This is a genomic window from Fictibacillus tiangongensis (genome assembly GCF_048083785.1).
Taxonomy (GTDB): domain Bacteria; phylum Bacillota; class Bacilli; order Bacillales; family Fictibacillaceae; genus Fictibacillus.
In genome coordinates, this window is record NZ_CP182294.1 from 2,530,344 (window position 1) to 2,551,066 (window position 20,723).

At 40.2% G+C, this 20,723-nt stretch carries 26 protein-coding genes; 2 read left to right on the top strand and 24 right to left on the bottom strand.

The genetic code is table 11. The features are described from left to right. Positions 1 to 7 precede the first annotated feature (7 nt). The 21 genes from ACNJYY_RS13620 to ACNJYY_RS13720 all read right to left on the bottom strand — a co-directional run bounded on the left by ACNJYY_RS13620 (position 8) and on the right by ACNJYY_RS13720 (position 16,412). Positions 8 to 604: a hypothetical protein gene (locus ACNJYY_RS13620; protein ID WP_066396012.1), complete on the bottom strand. Its 597-nt coding sequence runs from the start codon at positions 602 to 604 to the stop codon at positions 8 to 10. 695 nt (positions 605 to 1,299) lie between these two features. Continuing rightward, positions 1,300 to 2,181, bottom strand: a complete 882-nt coding sequence (locus ACNJYY_RS13625; protein ID WP_416728933.1) for a polyprenyl synthetase family protein — start codon at positions 2,179 to 2,181, stop codon at positions 1,300 to 1,302. Continuing rightward, entirely contained in the window at positions 2,178 to 2,417 is a 240-nt protein-coding gene (locus ACNJYY_RS13630; RefSeq protein ID WP_066396014.1) for an exodeoxyribonuclease VII small subunit, read from the bottom strand. The genes ACNJYY_RS13625 and ACNJYY_RS13630 overlap by 4 nt, the downstream gene beginning before the upstream one ends. Then, a complete protein-coding gene (gene xseA, locus ACNJYY_RS13635) occupies positions 2,410 to 3,771 on the bottom strand; it encodes an exodeoxyribonuclease VII large subunit (protein ID WP_416728934.1) in 1,362 nt (453 codons plus the stop codon). Before xseA ends, ACNJYY_RS13630 begins: the two co-directional genes overlap by 8 nt. Continuing rightward, positions 3,771 to 4,634: a bifunctional methylenetetrahydrofolate dehydrogenase/methenyltetrahydrofolate cyclohydrolase FolD gene (gene folD / locus ACNJYY_RS13640; protein WP_144699161.1), complete on the bottom strand. Its 864-nt coding sequence runs from the start codon at positions 4,632 to 4,634 to the stop codon at positions 3,771 to 3,773. Before folD ends, xseA begins: the two co-directional genes overlap by 1 nt. Before the next feature lie 40 nt (positions 4,635 to 4,674). Further along, positions 4,675 to 5,070 (bottom strand): transcription antitermination factor NusB, encoded by a 396-nt coding sequence (gene nusB, locus ACNJYY_RS13645; protein ID WP_416728935.1) that lies wholly within the window; start codon positions 5,068 to 5,070, stop codon positions 4,675 to 4,677. A 315-nt stretch (positions 5,071 to 5,385) separates the two neighbouring features. Further along, complete coding sequence (locus ACNJYY_RS13650; protein ID WP_137788933.1) at positions 5,386 to 5,793, bottom strand: Asp23/Gls24 family envelope stress response protein; 408 nt, start codon at positions 5,791 to 5,793, stop codon at positions 5,386 to 5,388. A 19-nt stretch (positions 5,794 to 5,812) separates the two neighbouring features. Beyond that, a complete protein-coding gene (gene accC / locus ACNJYY_RS13655) occupies positions 5,813 to 7,171 on the bottom strand; it encodes an acetyl-CoA carboxylase biotin carboxylase subunit (protein WP_416728936.1) in 1,359 nt (452 codons plus the stop codon). 12 nt (positions 7,172 to 7,183) lie between these two features. Continuing rightward, entirely contained in the window at positions 7,184 to 7,687 is a 504-nt protein-coding gene (gene accB, locus ACNJYY_RS13660) for an acetyl-CoA carboxylase biotin carboxyl carrier protein (RefSeq protein WP_416728937.1), read from the bottom strand. A 311-nt stretch (positions 7,688 to 7,998) separates the two neighbouring features. Further along, positions 7,999 to 8,511, bottom strand: coding sequence for a SpoIIIAH-like family protein (locus ACNJYY_RS13665; protein WP_066396025.1), 513 nt, complete (start codon positions 8,509 to 8,511; stop codon positions 7,999 to 8,001). A gap of 4 nt (positions 8,512 to 8,515) precedes the next feature. Then, a complete protein-coding gene (spoIIIAG, locus tag ACNJYY_RS13670; RefSeq protein WP_066396026.1) occupies positions 8,516 to 9,157 on the bottom strand; it encodes a stage III sporulation protein AG in 642 nt (213 codons plus the stop codon). Beyond that, positions 9,154 to 9,780 carry a stage III sporulation protein AF gene (gene spoIIIAF, locus ACNJYY_RS13675; protein WP_416728938.1) on the bottom strand — a complete coding sequence of 209 codons (627 nt, stop codon included), beginning with the start codon at positions 9,778 to 9,780 and terminating at the stop codon, positions 9,154 to 9,156. Before spoIIIAF ends, spoIIIAG begins: the two co-directional genes overlap by 4 nt. 10 nt (positions 9,781 to 9,790) lie before the next feature. Beyond that, the gene (gene spoIIIAE, locus ACNJYY_RS13680; protein ID WP_416728939.1) at positions 9,791 to 10,975 is read right to left on the bottom strand and encodes a stage III sporulation protein AE; all 1,185 of its coding nucleotides are present in this window, start codon (positions 10,973 to 10,975) and stop codon (positions 9,791 to 9,793) included. A gap of 17 nt (positions 10,976 to 10,992) precedes the next feature. Beyond that, positions 10,993 to 11,382 carry a stage III sporulation protein AD gene (gene spoIIIAD / locus ACNJYY_RS13685; RefSeq protein WP_066396033.1) on the bottom strand — a complete coding sequence of 130 codons (390 nt, stop codon included), beginning with the start codon at positions 11,380 to 11,382 and terminating at the stop codon, positions 10,993 to 10,995. A 13-nt stretch (positions 11,383 to 11,395) separates the two neighbouring features. Further along, entirely contained in the window at positions 11,396 to 11,602 is a 207-nt protein-coding gene (spoIIIAC, locus tag ACNJYY_RS13690; protein WP_066290831.1) for a stage III sporulation protein AC, read from the bottom strand. Between the two features lie 16 nt (positions 11,603 to 11,618). Then, positions 11,619 to 12,131 carry a stage III sporulation protein SpoIIIAB gene (gene spoIIIAB, locus ACNJYY_RS13695; RefSeq protein WP_416731877.1) on the bottom strand — a complete coding sequence of 171 codons (513 nt, stop codon included), beginning with the start codon at positions 12,129 to 12,131 and terminating at the stop codon, positions 11,619 to 11,621. Further along, on the bottom strand, positions 12,131 to 13,060 hold the full coding sequence (spoIIIAA, locus tag ACNJYY_RS13700) for a stage III sporulation protein AA (RefSeq protein WP_416728940.1): 930 nt from the start codon (positions 13,058 to 13,060) through the stop codon (positions 12,131 to 12,133). The genes spoIIIAB and spoIIIAA overlap by 1 nt, the downstream gene beginning before the upstream one ends. Before the next feature lie 656 nt (positions 13,061 to 13,716). After that, positions 13,717 to 14,274, bottom strand: coding sequence for an elongation factor P (efp, locus tag ACNJYY_RS13705; protein WP_066396040.1), 558 nt, complete (start codon positions 14,272 to 14,274; stop codon positions 13,717 to 13,719). Positions 14,275 to 14,296: 22 nt separating this feature from the next. Continuing rightward, on the bottom strand, positions 14,297 to 15,370 hold the full coding sequence (locus ACNJYY_RS13710) for a M24 family metallopeptidase (protein ID WP_416728941.1): 1,074 nt from the start codon (positions 15,368 to 15,370) through the stop codon (positions 14,297 to 14,299). Continuing rightward, positions 15,367 to 15,819, bottom strand: coding sequence for a type II 3-dehydroquinate dehydratase (gene aroQ / locus ACNJYY_RS13715; protein ID WP_416728942.1), 453 nt, complete (start codon positions 15,817 to 15,819; stop codon positions 15,367 to 15,369). The genes ACNJYY_RS13710 and aroQ overlap by 4 nt, the downstream gene beginning before the upstream one ends. Positions 15,820 to 15,896: 77 nt before the next feature. Continuing rightward, positions 15,897 to 16,412 carry a YqhR family membrane protein gene (locus tag ACNJYY_RS13720; RefSeq protein WP_416728943.1) on the bottom strand — a complete coding sequence of 172 codons (516 nt, stop codon included), beginning with the start codon at positions 16,410 to 16,412 and terminating at the stop codon, positions 15,897 to 15,899. A gap of 187 nt (positions 16,413 to 16,599) precedes the next feature. Between ACNJYY_RS13720 and ACNJYY_RS13725 the strand changes: the two genes are divergently transcribed. Together ACNJYY_RS13725 and ACNJYY_RS13730 are read left to right on the top strand one after the other, a co-directional pair. After that, positions 16,600 to 17,544 carry a DUF1385 domain-containing protein gene (locus ACNJYY_RS13725; protein WP_416728944.1) on the top strand — a complete coding sequence of 315 codons (945 nt, stop codon included), beginning with the start codon at positions 16,600 to 16,602 and terminating at the stop codon, positions 17,542 to 17,544. A gap of 19 nt (positions 17,545 to 17,563) precedes the next feature. Continuing rightward, positions 17,564 to 17,938: an SA1362 family protein gene (locus ACNJYY_RS13730; RefSeq protein ID WP_416728945.1), complete on the top strand. Its 375-nt coding sequence runs from the start codon at positions 17,564 to 17,566 to the stop codon at positions 17,936 to 17,938. 3 nt (positions 17,939 to 17,941) lie between these two features. On the opposite strand, the gene ACNJYY_RS13735 is transcribed toward ACNJYY_RS13730, so the two are convergent. From ACNJYY_RS13735 to splB, 3 genes are all read right to left on the bottom strand, one after another. Beyond that, positions 17,942 to 18,871, bottom strand: coding sequence for a patatin-like phospholipase family protein (locus tag ACNJYY_RS13735; protein WP_416728946.1), 930 nt, complete (start codon positions 18,869 to 18,871; stop codon positions 17,942 to 17,944). 251 nt (positions 18,872 to 19,122) lie between these two features. Beyond that, positions 19,123 to 19,539, bottom strand: a complete 417-nt coding sequence (gene mntR / locus ACNJYY_RS13740; protein WP_066400195.1) for a transcriptional regulator MntR — start codon at positions 19,537 to 19,539, stop codon at positions 19,123 to 19,125. Between the two features lie 111 nt (positions 19,540 to 19,650). After that, on the bottom strand, positions 19,651 to 20,688 hold the full coding sequence (gene splB / locus ACNJYY_RS13745) for a spore photoproduct lyase (protein ID WP_416728947.1): 1,038 nt from the start codon (positions 20,686 to 20,688) through the stop codon (positions 19,651 to 19,653). Positions 20,689 to 20,723 lie beyond the last annotated feature (35 nt).

Here is a 20,723-nt window from a genome sequence, read left to right on the forward strand (position 1 = left end):
CTTTCCATTAACGCCTTTTCTTCTCTCTTTTAGCAGGCGATAGCAGTTTAATTCTTAATTTTTCCTCTAAAAAATATAATAAACGCCCAACCTGAAAAATAATAAAGGTTGAGTGGTTGATCGCATATGATTTTCCTAGCGCTTTGCCTCCTACAGTAAGTGCAGCAACTACACTGGTGAATACGATTGAGATCAAATACTCAGAGTTTGATCCAGATCTGTTCCCCATAGAAAGTGTAAGTTCTACTACTACTGCAGCAGATGCCGTTCCGCTAACGATTCCAGAGATGTCTCCAATAACATCGTTACAAAAATTCGCTACACGATCTGCGTTTCTTGTAATGATTATAGCATGTCTTGCTCCAGGTACCTTCTCAGAAGCCATCGCATGAAACGGAACTTCTTTCGCAGCAGTTGATGCTACCCCTACTATGTCAAACAGAACCCCGGTTAATACGATTAGAAACACGATTCCCATCCCTATCGCCCACGAAACTCCATTTAACAAAAAAGACGATACAACTGTAAAAATAGCCGCTAACACAAGAGTGATAACGGCAATGCTTGTACTCCATTTGAGTGTCTTAGTAAAGGAATGCTTCATGCATAACTCCTCACTTTTTGGTCACTTTATGTAATAGGGAGTGGTCACCTTATTAAGTAAAGACTGCGGCTTAGGTCCAGTAGGTTTTCCCAGAAGAGTACGAAATGTCGCCATGTTCGCGGTTTCCCTTTACTCTCTTCTTAACGCTGTCGCCAAACGTTAGACTAGATTACCACTTAGTCCGCACTATAATCCCTAAAAGGTGTCAGGGCAGAACAGTCTAGGAGTTTTCCTCAACAGCCTCGCGCACATTCCCTAGCCTCTTTTGCAGAGAAGATTTCATATGGTATAAAGCTCATAATCAGCGGCCAACCGATACAGGCTTTTCACACCATAATCCCCTCAAGCTCCACTCAAGGCAGGCTACGCTGCTCGCCTTCTTTTCCTGTGAACAAGAAAAAAAGCTAAGCAGGTTCAAACCCCATTTCGCAGTAAGGTCTTTTGAACACAAACCGCAAATATGGGGGCCTCCGCGGAAGAAGGGTCCTCGCCCACATGCCATTGTGGATCGCCCTTCAACCTTAACTCCCAGCGATGACCCAAGGCTGGGCGCCTCAAGCCAATACAAGGAACTTCATCGATGTGCCCTTTGGCGGATTTTTAGGCCCGCCTTCAGGAATGGGGGGCTGACTAGAATACTGCACCACTCCAAAGCAAATAATATCATATCATACTTCCAATTTCGCAACAATCTCTTAGTGGTTTCTTTTTATAATGTAGTCAGCGATGGACGCTAATATGCCTGTATTTCCGTTGATCTTGTTTAAATGTTCCAAAGAAATATGTATATGGTTTTCCATTTCTTTCTTTGCCCCAATAAGACCAAGAATCTTAGGATAAGTAGTTTTCAGATTAGCCTCATCACTTCCAACAGGTTTACCTATTTCTTCTTGATTTCCTGTTACATCTAATATGTCATCTTGAATCTGAAAAGCAATCCCGATATGCCGTGCATAGTTCGTTAAATGTATAAGGTCTTCATCAGAAGCTCTCGCTGCAATTCCTCCTATGATCACTGAACATTCAAGCATCTTACCCGTCTTTTTTTCATGAATGCTTTCTAATTCTGCTAACGTGAGTTCCTTGTTCTCTCCCTCTATGTCTTCTACTTGACCACCGACCATACCTGTTGCACCTGCAGCTCTTGATAAAACAGCGATCATTTGAACTTTTTGGTCTGAAGTTAAATAAGAGTTGTTAGTGATCAAGCTAAAGCTCTCTGTCAACAGTGCATCTCCTGCCAAAATGGCTTGAGCTTCGCCAAAAACTTTGTGGTTCGTTAGTTTTCCTCTTCTATAATCATCATTATCCATAGAAGGAAGGTCATCATGAATCAATGAATACGTATGAACAAATTCGATCGAACAAACCACATCTACTAGTTCAGCTGTATTCTTTTCAAATGAATCCATGACTGCTAGCGCTAAGATCGGACGTATTCGTTTTCCGCCTGCTGAAATGGAATATAGCATCGATTTCTTCAATGTATCTGGAGCTTCCAATCTTTCTAGATGTGCTACCATTTTTTCTTCAACCAATGTTTTTTTATCTCGAAGATATTGTTCAAACGCTATCAATGATCTTCCTCCTGAATCGCGAATGGTTCTTCTTTACCGTCTTCATGCAAAATCGTATCCATCTTCTTCTCAACGTTCTGTAATTTCGTATGACATAACTTGGAGAGTTTCATTCCTTGTTGATACAGATCGATACTCTCTTCTAAAGGAACATCTCCCTGTTCAAGCTTTTCTACGATTTCTTCAAGCTGTATCATCGCTTCTTCAAATGTAAGTTTGCTTGTTTTTTCAGTCATTCGTAAAAGACGCCTCCGTTCCAGTGATGTGACAATCAATCTGTCCATCTTTTAACTTTATCGTTAATGCATCTCCCGCTTTTACCTGTGATACGGACTTGACCAATTCGTCTTTGCCTTGTTTATAGGTCAAGCTGTAACCTCTATCCATCACAGCTAGAGGATTTAGGGAAGATAGCCTAGAAATCTTGTTTGAGAAATCCCTCTGGTGCTGCCTTACGTGACGATTTGTTTCTTTTAGCAAAGTCTTATGCAAAGAAACGACTCTTTCGTTTGCCTTCTGAAGCTGTCCTCTAGGTGAAAACAGTAAAAGTTGACGTTTGACCTGTGAGAGTTGACTCTGATGTTGATCAACAAAACTTCCAACCGTACGTTTTAATTGATCCATACACCTATCCAGTTCTTGCTCTTTTTGTTTGATCAGTTGAGTAGGGTACTTAAATGCATATGATTTTTGCAGTCTGGAAAGATGCTGTTGATGACCTGCAACAAACTCATTCATCACCCGTTTCAAGCGAACATTTCTTTGGAATAATCGATCCTTCAGTTCATCCAGATGAGGCACTGCCATCTCTGCTGCAGCTGTTGGTGTTGGTGCTCTTAAATCCGCTACAAAATCTGAAATCGTAAAGTCTGTTTCATGTCCTACAGCAGAAATGATCGGCAGATGTGATTGAAAGATTGCTCTAGCAACACTTTCTTCGTTAAACGCCCATAGCTCTTCTATCGATCCTCCACCACGTCCCACGATGAGAACATCTGATTCATTCAAAGCATTCGCTCGTTCGATCGCACGAACGATGGATGGAGCAGCACCTGGTCCCTGTACAAGCACTGGGTAGACAGTAACAGCAGCCAGCGGGAACCTTCGTTTTATAGTAGTCACGATATCCCTCACGGCAGCTCCTGTAGGTGAAGTGATCACTCCGATCGTTGAAGGGAATTTAGGAAGCGGCTTTTTGTGTATAGGATCAAAAAGCCCTTGTTGATCCAACATATTCTTAAGATTTTCATACGCTAGAAATAAATTACCAACACCGTCTTGCTGCATGGTTCTGACATAGAGCTGGTATTGTCCTTGAGGTTCATAAACAGAGAATGAACCTTGAATCAAAACATTCATTCCTTCTTCAGGTTTGAAGTTTAGATGTCTGTTGTTTCCTGCAAACATAACCGCAGAAACTCTGCTGTTTTCGTCTTTCAACGTAAAATACAAATGTCCCCTGCTGTGAAGCTTAACATTAGATAGCTCACCTTTTACCCAGACGTCTTGTAAGTTTCCGTCATTTTCAAATAGCCTCTTAATATACCGGGTTACAGCCGATATTGGAACATACCGATTGTTGTTTTGCATTAATGTACTTCCTTTAACTGCTTTCTCCATTTTGAAGCAAGAACCGTATTGTTCATTAACATCGTGATCGTCATAGGACCAACCCCTCCTGGAACAGGAGTGATATGTTTTGCTTTCGGTTTAATGGCCTCATAGTCCACATCTCCACAAAGCTTTCCATCTTCCTTGCGATTGACTCCTACATCAATGACAACAGCACCTGCTTTTACCATATCTTCTGTAATAAGGTTCGGTTTTCCTACCGCCGCAATTAAAATATCAGCTTGCAATGTTTGTTCACGAAGATTCTTTGTTCTTGAGTGGCAAAACGTTACCGTCGCATTTTCTTGCAAGAAAAGCTGTCCAGCTGGTTTTCCAACAAGGTTGCTTCTCCCTACAACGACAACATGTTTCCCTGAAATATCTTCACCGGTTTGTTTAACCATCTCTAAAATCCCTAGTGGTGTACATGGTATAAAAGCCTGCTCATCTCCTGCATGCATGCGTCCAATATTAATCGGATGAAAACCGTCTACATCTTTTTCAGGCAGAATGGTTTCAATTACTTTTGATTCACTAATATGTGAAGGAAGGGGAAGTTGTACGAGAATCCCATCGATTTGTTCGTCATTGTTAAACGCTTGAATGTATTGTAACAATTCATTCTCAGAAATAGATTCAGGAAGCTCAGTCAAAACCGAATGCATACCGAGCTCTTTACACGTTCTCTCTTTTGCTAATACATATGAACGAGACGCTGGGTGATCGCCTACTAGAATAACAGCTAAACCTGGAACAATTCCTTCTTGTTTAAGGTCTTGGATCTCTTTTGCAAGTTTTTCTCTGATCTCTCTCGCAATTTGTTTTCCGTCTAACACAGCCATTCTAAAGTCCCCCTCAAAAGTAGTTGGTTTTTATATTCAATTAATTTTTGTTAATATCTTTGATTATCTTTCCTAGGACTCCATTTACGAAACGTCCTGCTTCTTCACCGCCAAAGATTTTTGCTGTTTCAATCGCTTCATTCAACGTTACGTTCTTTGGAACTTCTTCCATGAACAACCACTCGTAAGCTGCCATCTGAAGAACAACGCGTTCTACGTTTGCTAGTCTTGAAAAGCTCCATTTCTCTAAATAAGGCGTTAGAAAACGCTCGATTTCTTCTTTCTTTTCAACGGTACCATGAACCATACTTATTAAAAATTCGTCTGATGGCTCTCCTTCTAAAACATGCTCCATAGCTTCATTAGCTGAGATGTCACTTACTTCAATTTGAAAAAGCGATTGAAATGCCTTTTCTCTGGCAAGTCTGCGTTTCATAATCCGACTTCCTTTCTATTTGCGAACAATTTCTATCTAGCATAATACCATATTGTGAGGACTCGTTACAATCCGAACAATGGACTTACTAACCCTTCCGAACATTCAGTTTTTTTCAATCTGTTAAGGGTTAAATAGTTAATAAAGTAATTACTTATGTATTATCATTCATTGTTGCTTTTGCAGGGAGTTGGTTTCCATTACAGGTGCCCGCTATCCGCGGGGCGAGCTAACTCAACTTCACCAAACTATTCACTCGTAATACAAAACAAGAAAAAAGACCAAAGGGTAAGTAGAACTCACCCTTTGATCTTTTTAATAATCTACTTCTGGTGCTTCATTCTGTTTTTCTTTTGAATCGAATTGAACACCAACTACGAATACGTTGATATCTGTTGCTTCTAGCGCTGTCATGTCTAGAAGAGCTTGTCTGATGTAATCTTGAATTTTTTGAGCTACATCTGGAATCGCAACTCCATATTTCATTGATACGTATACATCAATTGAAATACCTGCTTCTGATAGTTCAACTTTAACGCCTTTGCCGTGCGTTTTCTTTCCAAGTCGCTCAACTACACCACTTGCAAAGCTGCCTCTCATGGAAGCTACACCTTCTACATCAGAAGCTGCAATACTTGCAATAACTTCGATGACTTCAGGTGAAATCTCCACTTTTCCTAATTCTGATGAGTAACTTTCCATTTCAAATGATAGTTCGTTCATCACTTAAACACCTCCGTACTTATTCACTTTTTGAAGTTAAATCATGATTTTCTAAAAACTTTGTATTAAAGTCACCATTCACAAAAGTCTCATGGTTTAACAGACGCAGGTGGAACGGAATGGTCGTATGAATGCCTTCGATCACGAATTCACTTAGTGCCCGCTTCATACGGTCGATCGCTTCTTGTCTAGTATTTCCGTAAGTAATAACTTTAGCAATCATAGAATCATAAAATGGTGGAATCGTATAGCCAGGATATACAGCTGAATCCACTCGAACACCTAGACCGCCTGGTGGAAGATACATTTCAATCTTCCCAGCAGATGGCATAAAGTTTTTCTCTGGATTCTCAGCATTTATTCTGCATTCGATCGACCAGCCATCAAACTCAATATCTTCTTGCTTGTATCGCAATCTCTCACCTGAAGCTACTTTAATCTGTTCTTTGATAAGATCAATTCCAGTTACCATCTCAGTTACAGGATGTTCTACCTGGATACGAGTATTCATCTCCATGAAATAGAAATCCCCTGTATTATGATCAAAGATAAATTCAACTGTTCCAGCACCAGAATATTGAACGGCTTCGGCTGCTTTTACTGCCGCTTCTCCCATCTCTTGGCGTTTAGATGGTGAGATGGCAGGAGATGGAGTCTCTTCTAAGAGCTTTTGAAGACGTCTTTGGATACTGCAGTCTCGTTCTCCTAAATGAATCACATTCCCATGGTTATCTGCAAGCACCTGTATTTCAACATGTCGGAAATCTTCAATGTATTTCTCAATATACACACCAGGGTTACCAAAAGCAGTTGCTGCTTCTTGCTGAGTGATCGCAATGCCTTTTAAGAGTTCCGTTTCATTCTTTGCTACGCGGATCCCTTTACCCCCACCGCCTGCTGTTGCTTTAATAATTACAGGATACCCAATTTTGTTGCTGAGTTCAATGGCTTCTTCCTTGTCCCTAATAATCCCGTCAGAACCTGGTACGATTGGAACTCCAGCATCCGCCATCGTTGCTCTTGCAACATCTTTAATACCCATCTTGTTGATTGCTTCAGAACTTGGACCAACAAATATTACATTACATTCGCTGCAAAGTTCTGCAAAGTCGGCGTTCTCTGCCAGAAATCCATATCCAGGATGGATCGCTTCTGAACCAGTTAGTGTGGCAACGCTCATTATGTTAGTGAAGTTTAGGTAACTATCTTTTGAAGCAGTCGGTCCGATACAATAAGCCTCATCTGCCAAACGGACATGCAAGGCATCTTTATCAGCTTCTGAATAAACGGCTACTGTTTCAACACCAAGTTCTTTGCATGCTCGAATTATCCTTACAGCAATCTCACCACGGTTTGCTACTAATAGCTTTTTAATCATAGACATACCCTCCTATTCTGCTTTCACAAGGAACAGAGGTTGTCCGTATTCTACTAATTGCCCGTTCTCAACTAATACTTTTACGATTTCACCATTCACTTCAGATTCGATCTCATTAAATAATTTCATTGCTTCAATAATACAAACGATGCTATCTTTTGAAACTTTATCCCCTGGCTTAACAAATGCTTCAACATCTGGAGATGAAGCAGCATAGAACGTTCCTACCATAGGCGAGACTACTTTATGTAAGTCAGCGTCTTCTTCTGCCTTCTCTGTTTGTTGTTTAACTTCTGTGTTCTCTTTCACTGTTTCAGCTGCAGGAGCCTGCTCTTTTACTGGTGGCGCTTGAGTGACAACGGGTTGAGAAACAACTTCTTCTGCTCCATGAGAAACGACCGTACCACTGTCCTTTTTCAGAACAATCTTAGAGCCGTCGTTTTCGTATTTGAATTCGTTGATACTTGATTTGTCAATAAGTTTAATCAATTCACGGATTTCTTGAATTTTTAGCATGATCTCTACTCCTTTTAACAATCCTATCCAGTTTAGATTTTTTATTTAGCACCTTCTATTGTGACTAGGTCTTAACACATGTAATATACCATATTTCTCTTTTCGTGGATACATTAGAATCATGTTCAAGTTAATAGTACACGATAACACTTAACATTGTAAGCGTTTGCGAATACTCTTCACATTTTTCTATCATTTCCCGTCACAAAGAAATGCAAACTTAATTAACGCAGACGCTTTAAGTTTCCATCCAATATATCATGAAAACAGAAAAAGAAAAAAGCCGGAACTTCCGGCTTTAAAACTCTGAATTATTTAGATGCATGATATTCAACAGCTACCGTTTTATTACTGCCAAGATGTTCGTTTGCCACATTCATGATCTCAACGACTTCTTTTTTCGATAGTTTATCAGCTTTTACGATTACTTTGATCTCATTGTTCATCGTGCTAACTAAAGCATCATTGAATCCCATCGATTTGATCAATGTTTCTACCGTTGATTCTTGCATCGTAAGTGACTGAAGCTCTGTCATCTTCGCCCAAGCATCAGCTTGAACCTCAGCAGAAGCATCCTCAGATCCTGCGACCGCTACATAGTCAGCACTCATCTCATCACGAACTTCATCTCGCTCAAGGCGAAGTGCTGTAAACACATCATCGTTTGCAACACCTGAAACTGTCGCTTCTTTACCTGACTTCTTTCCTGCCTCCAAGTAAGCAAGATCATCTGTTCCACCAGGCGCTGTAATGTAGTACACCGACAATACAATGATTAAGCTAAGCATAGTTAGAAGCCAAACGGTTTGTTTTTTCAATAACATTTGATTATTCCCCCTCAGGATTTTTTGGTCCTACGAAAATCTGGTCACTGCCTATATCAAAAACTTTTTTAACGAGCTCTATGATCATAGACTTTGTCTGGATGTTCTCTGCACCTTGCGCCAACACGGCTACACCTTTAATCTTTGGTTTTTCTGTTGTAACGATGATCGGCTCTTCTCTGCCATCATTTGAGATGATAACTACTTTTTCATCAATCTTTTGATCTTCTATGGTTCTCTTGCCGCCATTCTTATCATTTTCAGAAGTTGTTTGACTCTGTGTGCTATCATCTGTAACGAACTCTTTTTTCTCTGTTGTGGAGAGTTCAACCCAGACTGACACTTTGCCTACACCTTGCATTTGCTCTAATAGATCTTTCAGTTCGTTCGAGTAACGATCTTCATAAGTTTTAATATTCTTGTCTGTGACTTCTTTCGCTTGTTTAAAAACCGCCTCAGATTTAACTTTCGTTTCTGGCACTAGCCCGTTCAATGAACTTTTTTGAGCAGGGGAGTCTATCATCTTGCTAATAAACATAAGAGAAATTCCCAATAGGAGTAAGACAAGTAAGTACTTTTGTTTATTCCCTGCTTTATCACTAAGCTGCAGCCGTTTTTTTATCTGTTCCCAAAATGAACGTTTCATTGGGATGACTCCTCTCCCCCTTCCAAATGTACATCAACATGGTCTGCATTCAGCTGCCATTGATCAGCTAGGAACTGGATGACTTCGCTTGAAACCGGTTGTTCGAGAGATTCTTTTCTCTCTGGACCAGAAACACTTACATCCACTTCTGATACTTCAGAGATCTCTGCTTGATCGTGATACTTGGCTAGTACCACTTTGGCACCCCTAATATCTTCAGGTTCCAACGGCTCTTTACCGATTTCCGTTTGAATTTGAAGATTGACTATCTCTAACTCATAAGTCTGTTTCAACTCCTCTTGAACTTGTTTTTTCATTGGGACAGCCATTTGCTCTAATATATATGCACGTTGTGCGGATTGTATTTCACTTTTATTCTCTTCTATCGAATTTTTTATTTCGTCTTCCTTCGCAGCGGCTGGTAGATCCATAGCAAGAAATACTTGATCGAGATCCGAGTTTATTAGTTTGAACAGTGGCGAGAGCATGGCAAGCAGAATGAGTAATCCTACCACCATCTTGATATAATTTTGAAATTGATTGCCGGGTAACAACAGCTCGATGACTCCAGCCAATAGTACAAGAATAATAATATTGGTTATCCATTCGGTTAAGAATGCCATGACCCACCTCCTATCGGACCATCAGTGTAACGTTGCCAGCTGCGATTATAATCGTTATCGCTAAAAAGAACATGATCGAAACCGTCATAAGGGCGGCAAAGATAAACATGACGCTCTTACCGATGATGCCTAACGATTCAACGATCGGCCCACCGCCTAAAGGCTGAAGGAGGGCTGCAGCCATGCTATATATAAAAGCTAGTATTAAAACTTTGATGGCAGGAAAGATAGCGAGTAGAAGCAACAAGAGTGCTCCGATTATGCCGACCGAGTTTTTAAGCAAGATAGAAGCGCTCATAACTGTATCTGTCGCATCTGTAAACATGCGTCCGACGACCGGAATAAAATTTCCTGTTATGAATTTTGCGGTCTTGATCGTAATGCCATCTGCCACTGCTGCTGTTGCCCCTTGCACGCTCATGACACCGAGGAATACCGTGAAAAAAAAGGCGAGCGCTCCCATGCTGACATTGCGCAAAAGCTTGGCCAACTGAGTAACTTTGTGATGCTCTGACATCGTAGAAACGATGCTTAATAGTGCAGATAAAAAAAGAAGCGGCAATACAAAATTCTTTATTAATAGACCGCTTGTATTTACTAAAAACAAGATAACCGGATGAAAAAAAGCGACTGAAGCAATGCTTCCTACAGAAGCCATCAAGGCAAGAAGAAGGGGTATAAGTGCAATCATGAAACTTAACATATTATCGATCGCTTCTGTCGCATAAGAGATGGCAACGTGAAAGCTGTTTAAAGCTAAGATGATCAAGACCATATAGATAATGCCATAAGCCACTTTTGAAATAGCAGATCGATCAAAAGCATTCTGGATGGATTGAAGGAGCATGCTGAAAACGGTGAGCAGAATTAAGGTTCCAAGCAGCTTTCCGTGAACAGCAAGTTCATGAAACATAAATTTTAAAAGACCGAGCATGTAACCTTTTATTGAAAAATCTTTCTCTCCTTTTACAAATTCAAGGAAGGTCCCTTTCTGGCTTTCCGGCAAGAAACCGCCATACTCTTTGGAGATGCTATCCCAATATTGTTTGATCTCATCTAACTGCATGGAGGAAACTTGTTGATCTACCATTTTTGAAGTGATCGAGCTCGCTGATGCGGATTCTATGGGACCCAATAGGTTGAAGGAAAAGAATATGAATAGAAGAAGACTTGTCCGCATCATCACTTTCTGCATCTTTACAACCTGCTTTCTTATTTCGGAATAAGCGTCAGCACGGTCTCGATAATAACCGTTAAGATCGGTATCGCCATCACCAGAATCAGTATCTTCCCACCTAGTTCGATCTTAGAAGCAATAGCTCCCTGACCTGCATCTCGTGTGATCTGTGCGCCAAACTCTGCAATATATGCGATTCCGATTATTTTTAACAACGTTTCAACATAGACCATGTTTACGTTTGCGTTGATGGCAAGTCGTTGAAGCATCGTTAGAATTTGTCCGATCTTATCAATCAAGAATAAAAAGATTCCTGCTCCAACCATGAGTGTGACCAAAAAAGCAAAATTTGCTTTTTGTTCTTTAAGGACTAATGCTAAAAAAGCAGCAACCAGTCCAAAACCAACAATTTGGATAATTTCCAATCTGGCCCCCTCCTTAATTCTGAAACAAAAAGACCCCTTTTACCTTCTGAAACAAATCATCTAAAAGAGTAATGACCATAAAGAGAGCAACAACAAAACCTAATAGAGTGACCCAATGGGCATAATCCTCTTTGCCGATCATCTTTAAAACGGTATGAAGCATCGCGACAATTATCCCAAGCCCAGCGATCTGAAACACTGCGTTTACATCCAATCCCATCGATGGTACCTCCTTGTTACAGTAAGAGAATAACGATTAAAAGTCCCATTAGGACTCCAAGACTTTTGCACATTTTTTCATAACGTTCCTGTATGTCTCTTGCTTCTTTTTCCTCACGATTAAGATGAGCAAGCGTCAATTGAATCTGCTTCTGCTGATGCTCTTTGTCATGCCTGCCAAGAGTCGCGCCAAATTGGCGAAGCACCTCAATCTCACCCATCTTAAAAGAAGTCTCTTTAGCCAGAACAGCCAACTGTAAATCCCATGCTTCTTGCACCGAAAGTTCACCTTCCACTAATCGGTCTGAAATGGTAAGGAAGAAAGTGGACAACGGTTCTCTTAAAGGTCTTCCAATATGCAAAAATGCCTCATGAAGCGGGGTAGATCCATACACGATCTCAGCCTCCAAGGCTTGTAGCGTCACTTTTAGTTCTCTTAACTTCTTAGGTCGTTCTCTTACCCGTTTTGCCCACTCAAAACCAAAGATCGTAGTGGCTGAAAGGATGGCGATCGCACCTAACCAACTCATCATGCTCTAACACCAGACGAGCTGTAGATCTCATTCAATGCTCCATCATAAATTCTTTCAATCGTACCTGGTCCCTTATCGCGGCTCAAGATAACATACCTTTCAAACAATGAAAGATCTCCTAATGGTTTCATCACTGGACGTTTCATAGCATCTTCAACAGAGCTGCCATGTGCGGTAAAAATCATTTGAACCCCTGCATGCATCGCTTCTAAAATCGCTTCACCATCTTCTTTTCGACCGATTTCATCGACGATCATCACTTGAGGACTCATCGAACGAATGAGCATCATCATCCCTTCCGCTTTTGGGCATGCATCGAGAACATCAACACGTCTTCCAAGGGTATGTTGAGGGACACCCTTTATGGAACCTGCTATTTCAGAGCGCTCATCTACGATTCCAACTTTAAAAGAAGGGATGTTCCTTTTTTGAACGCCACAACTAACAATCCTCGCAATATCTCTTAATAACGTGGTTTTCCCCGTTTGCGGCGGACCGATTAATAATGTATTGACCCATTTTTTTTGAAAAAGATAAGAAATAAGCGGTTCGGCGATGCCAATTTTCTCTCTCGCTATCCTTACGTTAAACGAACTAATATCTTTGATGGCTTTTACGAATCCATGTTCATTGATCACTTTTCCAGCTAGACCAACACGATGACCGCCTGATATGGTGATATAACCTCTTTTTAGTTCTTCTTCAAGTGCGTAGAGTGAGTGCTGACTTAACCGATTGAGCAATACTTGCGACTCTTCAGCCGAGATCAGACCCTCAGTCGGGTAGATCGGTTTACCCCAACAAAGGATCTCTATCGGTTGTCCAATTCGAACCCTGATCTCTTCTACAGATTGAAGGACAGATGGCGGTAAATTTTTTAAGGTGTGCTGTATGTTATCTGGAAAAAGTCTAAAGATCGTATCCATGACCGATTTCTCCTTTAAGAGGCTAGTACTATAAACGTATGGCTGACATTTAAGCTTTATGCCAATAAAGGTGGGTTAAAGTTTAAAGTTAGAAGAGAAGATAGAGAGGGCTTTGATAGAATGATAATGAAATACTACGCGGAGAATCCTGTCTAGACGGGAAGATTTTTTATGGTGCAAGCAGCTCCATTGATCTAAGTACACTTGTGTTTGAAATGAATGGATTAGGATGTAATCTATTAGCAATAAAATGAGGAGGATCGTGGTTATTATTCATGAAAATTTATCTTTTGGTGCTAGTTTAGCGTATAACAGGCTGTTTTACTTAAAGACAACCATATATGTGCATTTCGGTTCTAGCAACTGTATTCTCACTAATACGGAGTGGGGTATTTTAGGTAAGAATTCCTGAAAATTTTTAAAAGAATCAAAAAATCCCTTACTTTATTCCGCGAGTTTTGGTATTAATCCCGCGAGTTTTTGCCATATATCCGCGAGTCTACAAAAATCGACAACCAAGAGATGTCAGATACCCCAAACTCAAACAAACATTGCATCTTTTTTCCTTTCTAGTGGTTACGCCATCAATCTTGTTCACTGTCTGCCACATAAAAAAACCTCACTCCAAAGATGGAATGAGGTTTAAATACTATAGCCTATGCACGAGAAACGTAAGCCGCATTTCTTGTATCGATAATCAGCTTGTCACCTTGGTTTACGAAGAAAGGAACTTGTACGATCAAGCCTGTTTCAAGCGTTGCTGGCTTAGTTCCACCAGAAGCTGTGTCGCCTTTAATACCAGGTTCAGTCTCAGCCACTACTAACTCAACTGTGTTTGGAAGTTCAACACCAATCGTTTCACCTTGATATGTCATGATGTGAACAGTCATGTTTTCAAGCAAGTACTTCAACTCGTACTCGATTTGAGAAGCTTGAAGTTCAATTTGCTCATAAGACTCGTTATCCATGAACGTGTGCGTATCTCCAGATGCATATAAGTATTGCATCTTACGGTTTTCGATATGAGCTTTTGCTACTTTTTCTCCACCGCGGAACGTTTTTTCCTGGATACCACCTGTGCGAAGGTTACGAAGTTTAGAGCGAACAAATGCCGCACCTTTGCCTGGCTTTACGTGTTGGAACTCGAGAACTTGCCAGATCCCGTTGTCAACCTCAATCGTTAATCCTGTTTTAAAATCGTTTACTGAAATCATGTTTTTATCCTCCTGAAATACCTTAACTTAACGTTAAGAGGGTTTTAGTAGAGTGCGTAAGTGATTCATTGCCATCTTTTGTGACGAGTGCATCGTCTTCGATTCGAACTCCGCCTAGACCTGAGATATAAATACCAGGTTCGACTGTCACAAGCATTCCTGGTTCAAGAATCGTATCAGACTTCATAGATAAAGCTGGTCCCTCATGAACATCTAAGCCAATTCCATGTCCTGTAGAATGCCCAAAGTAATCACCATATCCTTTTGAAGCGATGTAATCACGAGTTAACGCATCTGCATCCTTACCTGTCATTCCTGGTTTGATGCCTTTCATTCCTAGCATCTGTGCATCATATACGACTTGGTAGATCTCTTTCAGCTCATCTGAAACATTTCCGATGGCTACCGTACGTGTGATATCCGAACAATAACCTTTGTAGTATGCTCCAAAATCCAAGGTTACTAATTCACCCGTTTCAATCTTCTTATCTGAGGCAACACCATGCGGAAGGGCTGATCGGTAGCCAGAGGCCACAATAATATCAAACGATGAAGAGATGGCTCCATTTTTTCTCATGAAGAATTCTAGTTCGTTCGATACTTCCCGCTCAGTAAGTCCTGGGCGAATATACTCGATAATATGTGAAAAAGCGGCATCGGCAATAGATGCTGCATCCTTTACTATCTTAATCTCTGATTCATCCTTAATCAAGCGCAACTTTTCTACAAGACCGGATACTGGAACAAGTTCAGTCGTATTGCTATTTAATTGTGTCTCATATGTACGGTATGTAGAGTATGTAACATGGTCTTGCTCGAAACCAAGCTTAGAAATTGAAAGCTCATTCGTTAACTTTGCAACCTCTTGCGGAATCGGATCCGTGTGCATCACAACACGATAACCTTCTGCTTGTTCTAGAGCTTGGGTCTTATATCGGAAATCAGTTACTAAAATCGCTTCTTCTTTCGTGATCAAAAGTACTCCTGAGCTTCCTTTAAAACCACTTAAATAAAAACGGTTTGAAGAAGATGTAACTAAAAGTGCATCAATATCAAACGTATCGAATAATTTTCTTGCCCGTTCTACACGATTCATAACGTATCCCCTTTAAGTTGATTATGAAAAACTTGAAGAGCTAATCTATAACTATCAAAACCAAATCCTGAAATCTGTCCGATCGTAACTGGAGCAATAACAGATTTATGTCGGAATTCTTCCCGAGCATGCACATTTGATAAGTGGACTTCGATCACGGGGACATCCACACTGGCAATCGCGTCTCTAATCGCATAACTATAATGAGTATAGGCACCTGCGTTTAGAACGATACCACAAAACTCACCTTCAGCTCCATGAATGAAATCAATGATATCTCCTTCATTATTGCTCTGTTCGAACGAAAGGTCCATGAGTAGCTCTCTTGAAAATGAATCAAGTTCCGCTTTAAGATCTTCCAGAGTTTGCGCACCATATATGCCAGGCTCACGTTTACCTAATCGGTTTAAATTCGGTCCGTTTATAACAAGACATTTTCTGTTTTTCACCTGAAACACCTAGCCTTCGCATAAAAAAATAGAATGTTCATAAAACATTCTATCATAGCGTCTGTTCTTTTGAATAGTTACGAACTCTGTGTTGATTCCTTGTTTCCTTGGGACTGGCCATAACGTTCACTGTATTCAAATGAGATCGAATAACCTACGAAAACACCATATAAAATATAGATGCAGAGCGTCGTTGTAATCGTATTCTTACCTATCGTATTCATAGGTTCCAATCCTGGAAAAATCGGATGAAGCAAGAAAAAGACGATTCCCCACAGTGCTACACCAAAAAGAATACCAGCCCACATGGATTTGATCTTGGCAAACGCATAGCGATAAGCGATAGCGACTAAGATCGAAAGCAGAGCAATAATCAAAATACTGATCAGTTGACCAATCCACTCTGTTTTCCACTTTCCAAGTGCCCATGGCGCCAAAACAAGTGCGGGACCTACCTTTGAGAAATTTAAATAATAGGCAATAAATCCGAAACAAGCCCAGATCAAGCCTCCAAAGAAGCCAACACCAACTACTCTGCTCATAAATGAAGATTGAGATTCCTGTTTATTTTGTTCTAGTTTTGAATCGCTCATTAACGACCACCTCCAACACTACTAGTATGTCCACAAAACCATTGCCCAAACTTCTCACACTGCAACCAATCATATTCCGTGTAAAACATGTATAAAATGGGAAAAATACAATCATCCTTTGTGGAGGAATATCCCGCTTTCCTGTAGAATAGAAAGTACCTACAAAACTTTAGGCTGGGGGTTCAACATGACAAAAGAGAAAAAGCCCGCTTACGGCGGCCAGGCCGTATTAGAAGGGGTTATGTTTGCCGGAAAGCACACATATGTAACGGCAATACGCAGAAATGACGATACGATTGAGTATTTCGAACTTAAGAAGAAACCTTCTCCTGTTTTATCAAAATTAAAGAAGATTCCTTTCTTAAGAGGATTTATTGCCATAATCGAAGCGAGTATGAACGGTACTCAGCATTTAAATTTTTCAGCTGAACGATTTGGTGTTAACCCCGGTGAAGAAGAAAAAGAGGAAGAAGATAAACCATCTAAATTTGCCTTTTTCTTTTCTTTAGCCATCATCGGTGTCTTATCTTTCCTTTTCGGAAAATTTGTCTTTACGCTCGTACCCGTTTTTTTAGCAGAAGCTTTTCGTTTTATCGTGCCCGGGCACTTAGGGCAGAATCTGTTAGAAGGTCTGTTCAAGTTTATCTTTTTATTAAGCTACATCTATTTTGTTTCTTTAACACCCGCGATCAAGAGAGTATTCATGTATCACGGAGCTGAACACAAAGTAATCAACACGTATGAAGCAGGAGACGAGCTCACCGTTGAAAACGTAAAGAGGCATTCAAGACTTCATTATCGTTGCGGCAGCAGTTTTATTCTATTTACGGTAATCGTGGGCATGTTCATCTATTATTTCTTTCCATCAGATCCGTTATGGCTAAGAATTTTATGCAGACTTGCGCTTATTCCTGTGGTTTTAGGGGTATCTTTTGAAGTATTACAGTTAACTAATAAACTAAGAGATGTTCCTGTTCTTCGTTACCTAGGATATCCTGGTTTATGGCTTCAGCTTCTAACAACGAAAGAACCCGATGAAAAACAAATAGAAGTTTCTATTATTTCTTTTAATGAAATGTTACGTCGTGACGCATCCTATGAAAGTGAACTTAACGCAAGTAAAATCGTTTAATCATAAGGAGGTGAACCTGTTGCAACAGAATCATAGAAGATTGCATCCTATCATTTGGTTTGTTATTTCACTGGCTGTTGTCGGTATTCTTTATCAACTAGTCACTTCACCTCGTCAATTATTTACGACCATTCTGATCGGGGCAGCAGTGGTCGCCGTGTTTTACTTTATCTTTCGCAGAACCTCATCGGGTGTAAACGGCAAGTATAGAAAAGCAGTCAAGCAATCTCAAAAACGCTATGGTACGAACCAAAAGCCGGCAAAAGCTGCCTCTCCATTGTTTTCGAGCAAAAAGACTGCAAAGAGTTCCGCTCAAAGAAAGAAAACACGTGAACATCACTTAACCGTGATCGAAGGAAAAAAGAATAAGAAAAAAAATCGAGCCTCCTTTTAAGGATTAGGCTCGATTTTTATATGCTGGATTTGGATATCGCTTACTTGCAATCCAGCTTTGTAAGAATTGCTCAGCACGATCATGGCCAATGGTATAAAGTTCATTCTTCGCTTCTGAAGACAGTTGAAAATCGATAACGGATACATGCTTTACAGGCATAAAAATAATATCCCTTGCATCGTGGGAATCAATGTATCGGTTATCATGTGCTTGCATCATCGTTTCAAACAATGCTTTAAAAAGCTGAACCGCATTCTTCACATTGTGTGTTGGAATGTGGTCGTTGATATATGAACTTAATTGAAAACCTAACACCGGCCGAACGGGCACCCTATCTTTCCTCTGGAAAAGCCACATCGGAAAATTACTCAAAACGCCTCCATCAACAATCAAACTTTTTTGTCCAACACGATTGAAAAGTTTGATCGGATAGAAGAAATAAGGAAGACTGCAACTCATCCTAACCGCTCGTGCCACTGGAAAACGCTCTGGCAATAAACCGTATTCCTCAAGATCATCTGGCAGAACGATCAGCCTGCCTCGAGAAATATCTGACGCAATAATCTTAAGACTGCCATATGGAATATCCGCAAACGTAACAATTCCACGTGCCGCTAGAAGAGAAGCTACCCAGTTCTCCAGATAATCCCCCTTAAACAGACCAAGTTTCCAATAAAGCTTCAACCAGTTCATAAAAGGTACAGGTACTATCGTTTTACTCGTATCAAGAAATTTTCTAAAGTCTAATTTATCAATAATATCTTTCATTTCACCCGCCGTATAGCCTGCCTTGATCAAAGCAGCCATCAGTGCCCCCGCACTTGTCCCAGCTACCCTCTCAAAACTGAGTCCCCGATTCTCAGCTGCTTCAACAGCACCAATCAACGAAAGCGCCTTGATGCCTCCACCTGAAAAAACACCATCAATTCGCATAAACATCTCCTCCACTATTATCCTAATCAGCAGAAGATGTCCTTTATAACCGATTTTTCAAAATAAAGTCTTTTGTCATAGCTAAAAAAAGTTGGTTTGTTCCTTCATTGATCATCAGTGTAGTTTAAAAGGTTTTGCATACTGTCCACTTTTTAGAAAAATACTGTCCACTTCTCAGGTTTTACTGTCCACTTGTGTTTCCATACACCGCACCACACAAAAAATCCAAAATAAAAACAACCATAAAAAATTTATGATTGTTCTTGTTCTTCATTTTTTGCTTGAACTTCTCTTAATGACTTTATTCTATTTTCATCTTCTTCAAAGAACTGAACTAGATCTCCAATTCGATCGATAGCGTTCCAGCTTAAATGATGTTCGATACCCTCAACATCTTGGTAGATGTTCTCTTGGTCGACCCCAATCACTTTTAAGAATTCTTCAAGTAACTCGTGTCTGTACACTAAACGTTTTCCAAGTTTCTTTCCATTCGGTGTAAGAACAAAGCCTCTGTATTTTTCATAAACGACATACTTGCCTTTGTCGAGCTTTTGAATCATCTTGGTTACTGAAGAGGGATGCACTTCTAGGTTCTCAGCAAGATCTGATACCCTGGCATAGCCTTTCTCTTCAATTAGGGCATAGATGCGTTCTATATAGTCTTCCATACTTGGGGTTGGCGGCAAATTGTTCACTCCCTATACTAAACCAGCTTGGTCTCTATAAAAAGGATACTATAGAATGGTAAGCGTGACAAGGGAAGCTGTCTTGTCATTTGATCAAGTAAAATATTCGATCTTTGCTTGTGGAAACATCGTATGAATATAATTCTCTACCGTTTCACGCAGTCTTGTCGCCTGATCATCTTGATAAACATATTTTCCGATTCCATATCTTCCCCATTTATATTTCCGCTCTTCTTCATTCATCTCAAGCTTTGATTTTGGGTAGTTTTTTTCGATAACACGCTTTGCAGGTTTCGTAAATCGGTGCTGAATCAGTTCAAACGTAAGATCATTCGTTAAATGCTTTGGTATTTTCGCTTCTAAGATATCAAAAAGTTCTTCATAGCCTTCTTCCCAATCTTTATGAAGGTAAAGAGGTGCCACGATAAATCCTAATGGATATCCTGCTTCAGCCACTTTAATGGCAGCATTAATGCGCTCTTCAAGCGGACTTGTTCCAAGTTCGAAGTTCTTTATCACATAGTTTGAATTTACACTAAAACGGAAACGCGTTCTACCTTGGTGTTTTGCATCAAGTAAATGATCTACATGATGATATTTCGTCGTAAATCGAAGTCTTCCTAGATCTGTTGCTCCAAAAAATTCAATCGCTCTTTTTAGATTATGTGTTAGATGATCGATGCCGACAATATCAGATGTACATGAAGCTTCGAATCGTGTGATCTCTGGTGATCGTTCCTGCATATACTTTTCAGCTTGAGCAAAGATCTCATCTGTATTCACATAAGTTCGTAGATACGGCTTGCTGCCGAGTGTCGTCTGCAGATAACAATAATGACAATGTCCCATACATCCAGTTGCGAGAGGAATCGCGTATTCTGCAGATGGTTTTGATGTATCAAACTTTAACGTTTTTCTAATACCGACAACTAGCGTTGATTTAGCTGTTCTATATTTTTGAAAATCATTGTCTCCTGGCAAATCACGAATTTGGTTATGTGATGTTGTCTCCCTGATTTCAACTTCTAACTTGCTAAAACGGTCGAACAATTCTTTTCCTAATGGATACTCTAATGCACGCGGTTCGAAATAGATCAACTGCGGCATAAACGGTTTATTGGCACCAGCCATAGTCACACACCCCACAATTTTTATCACAAATGATG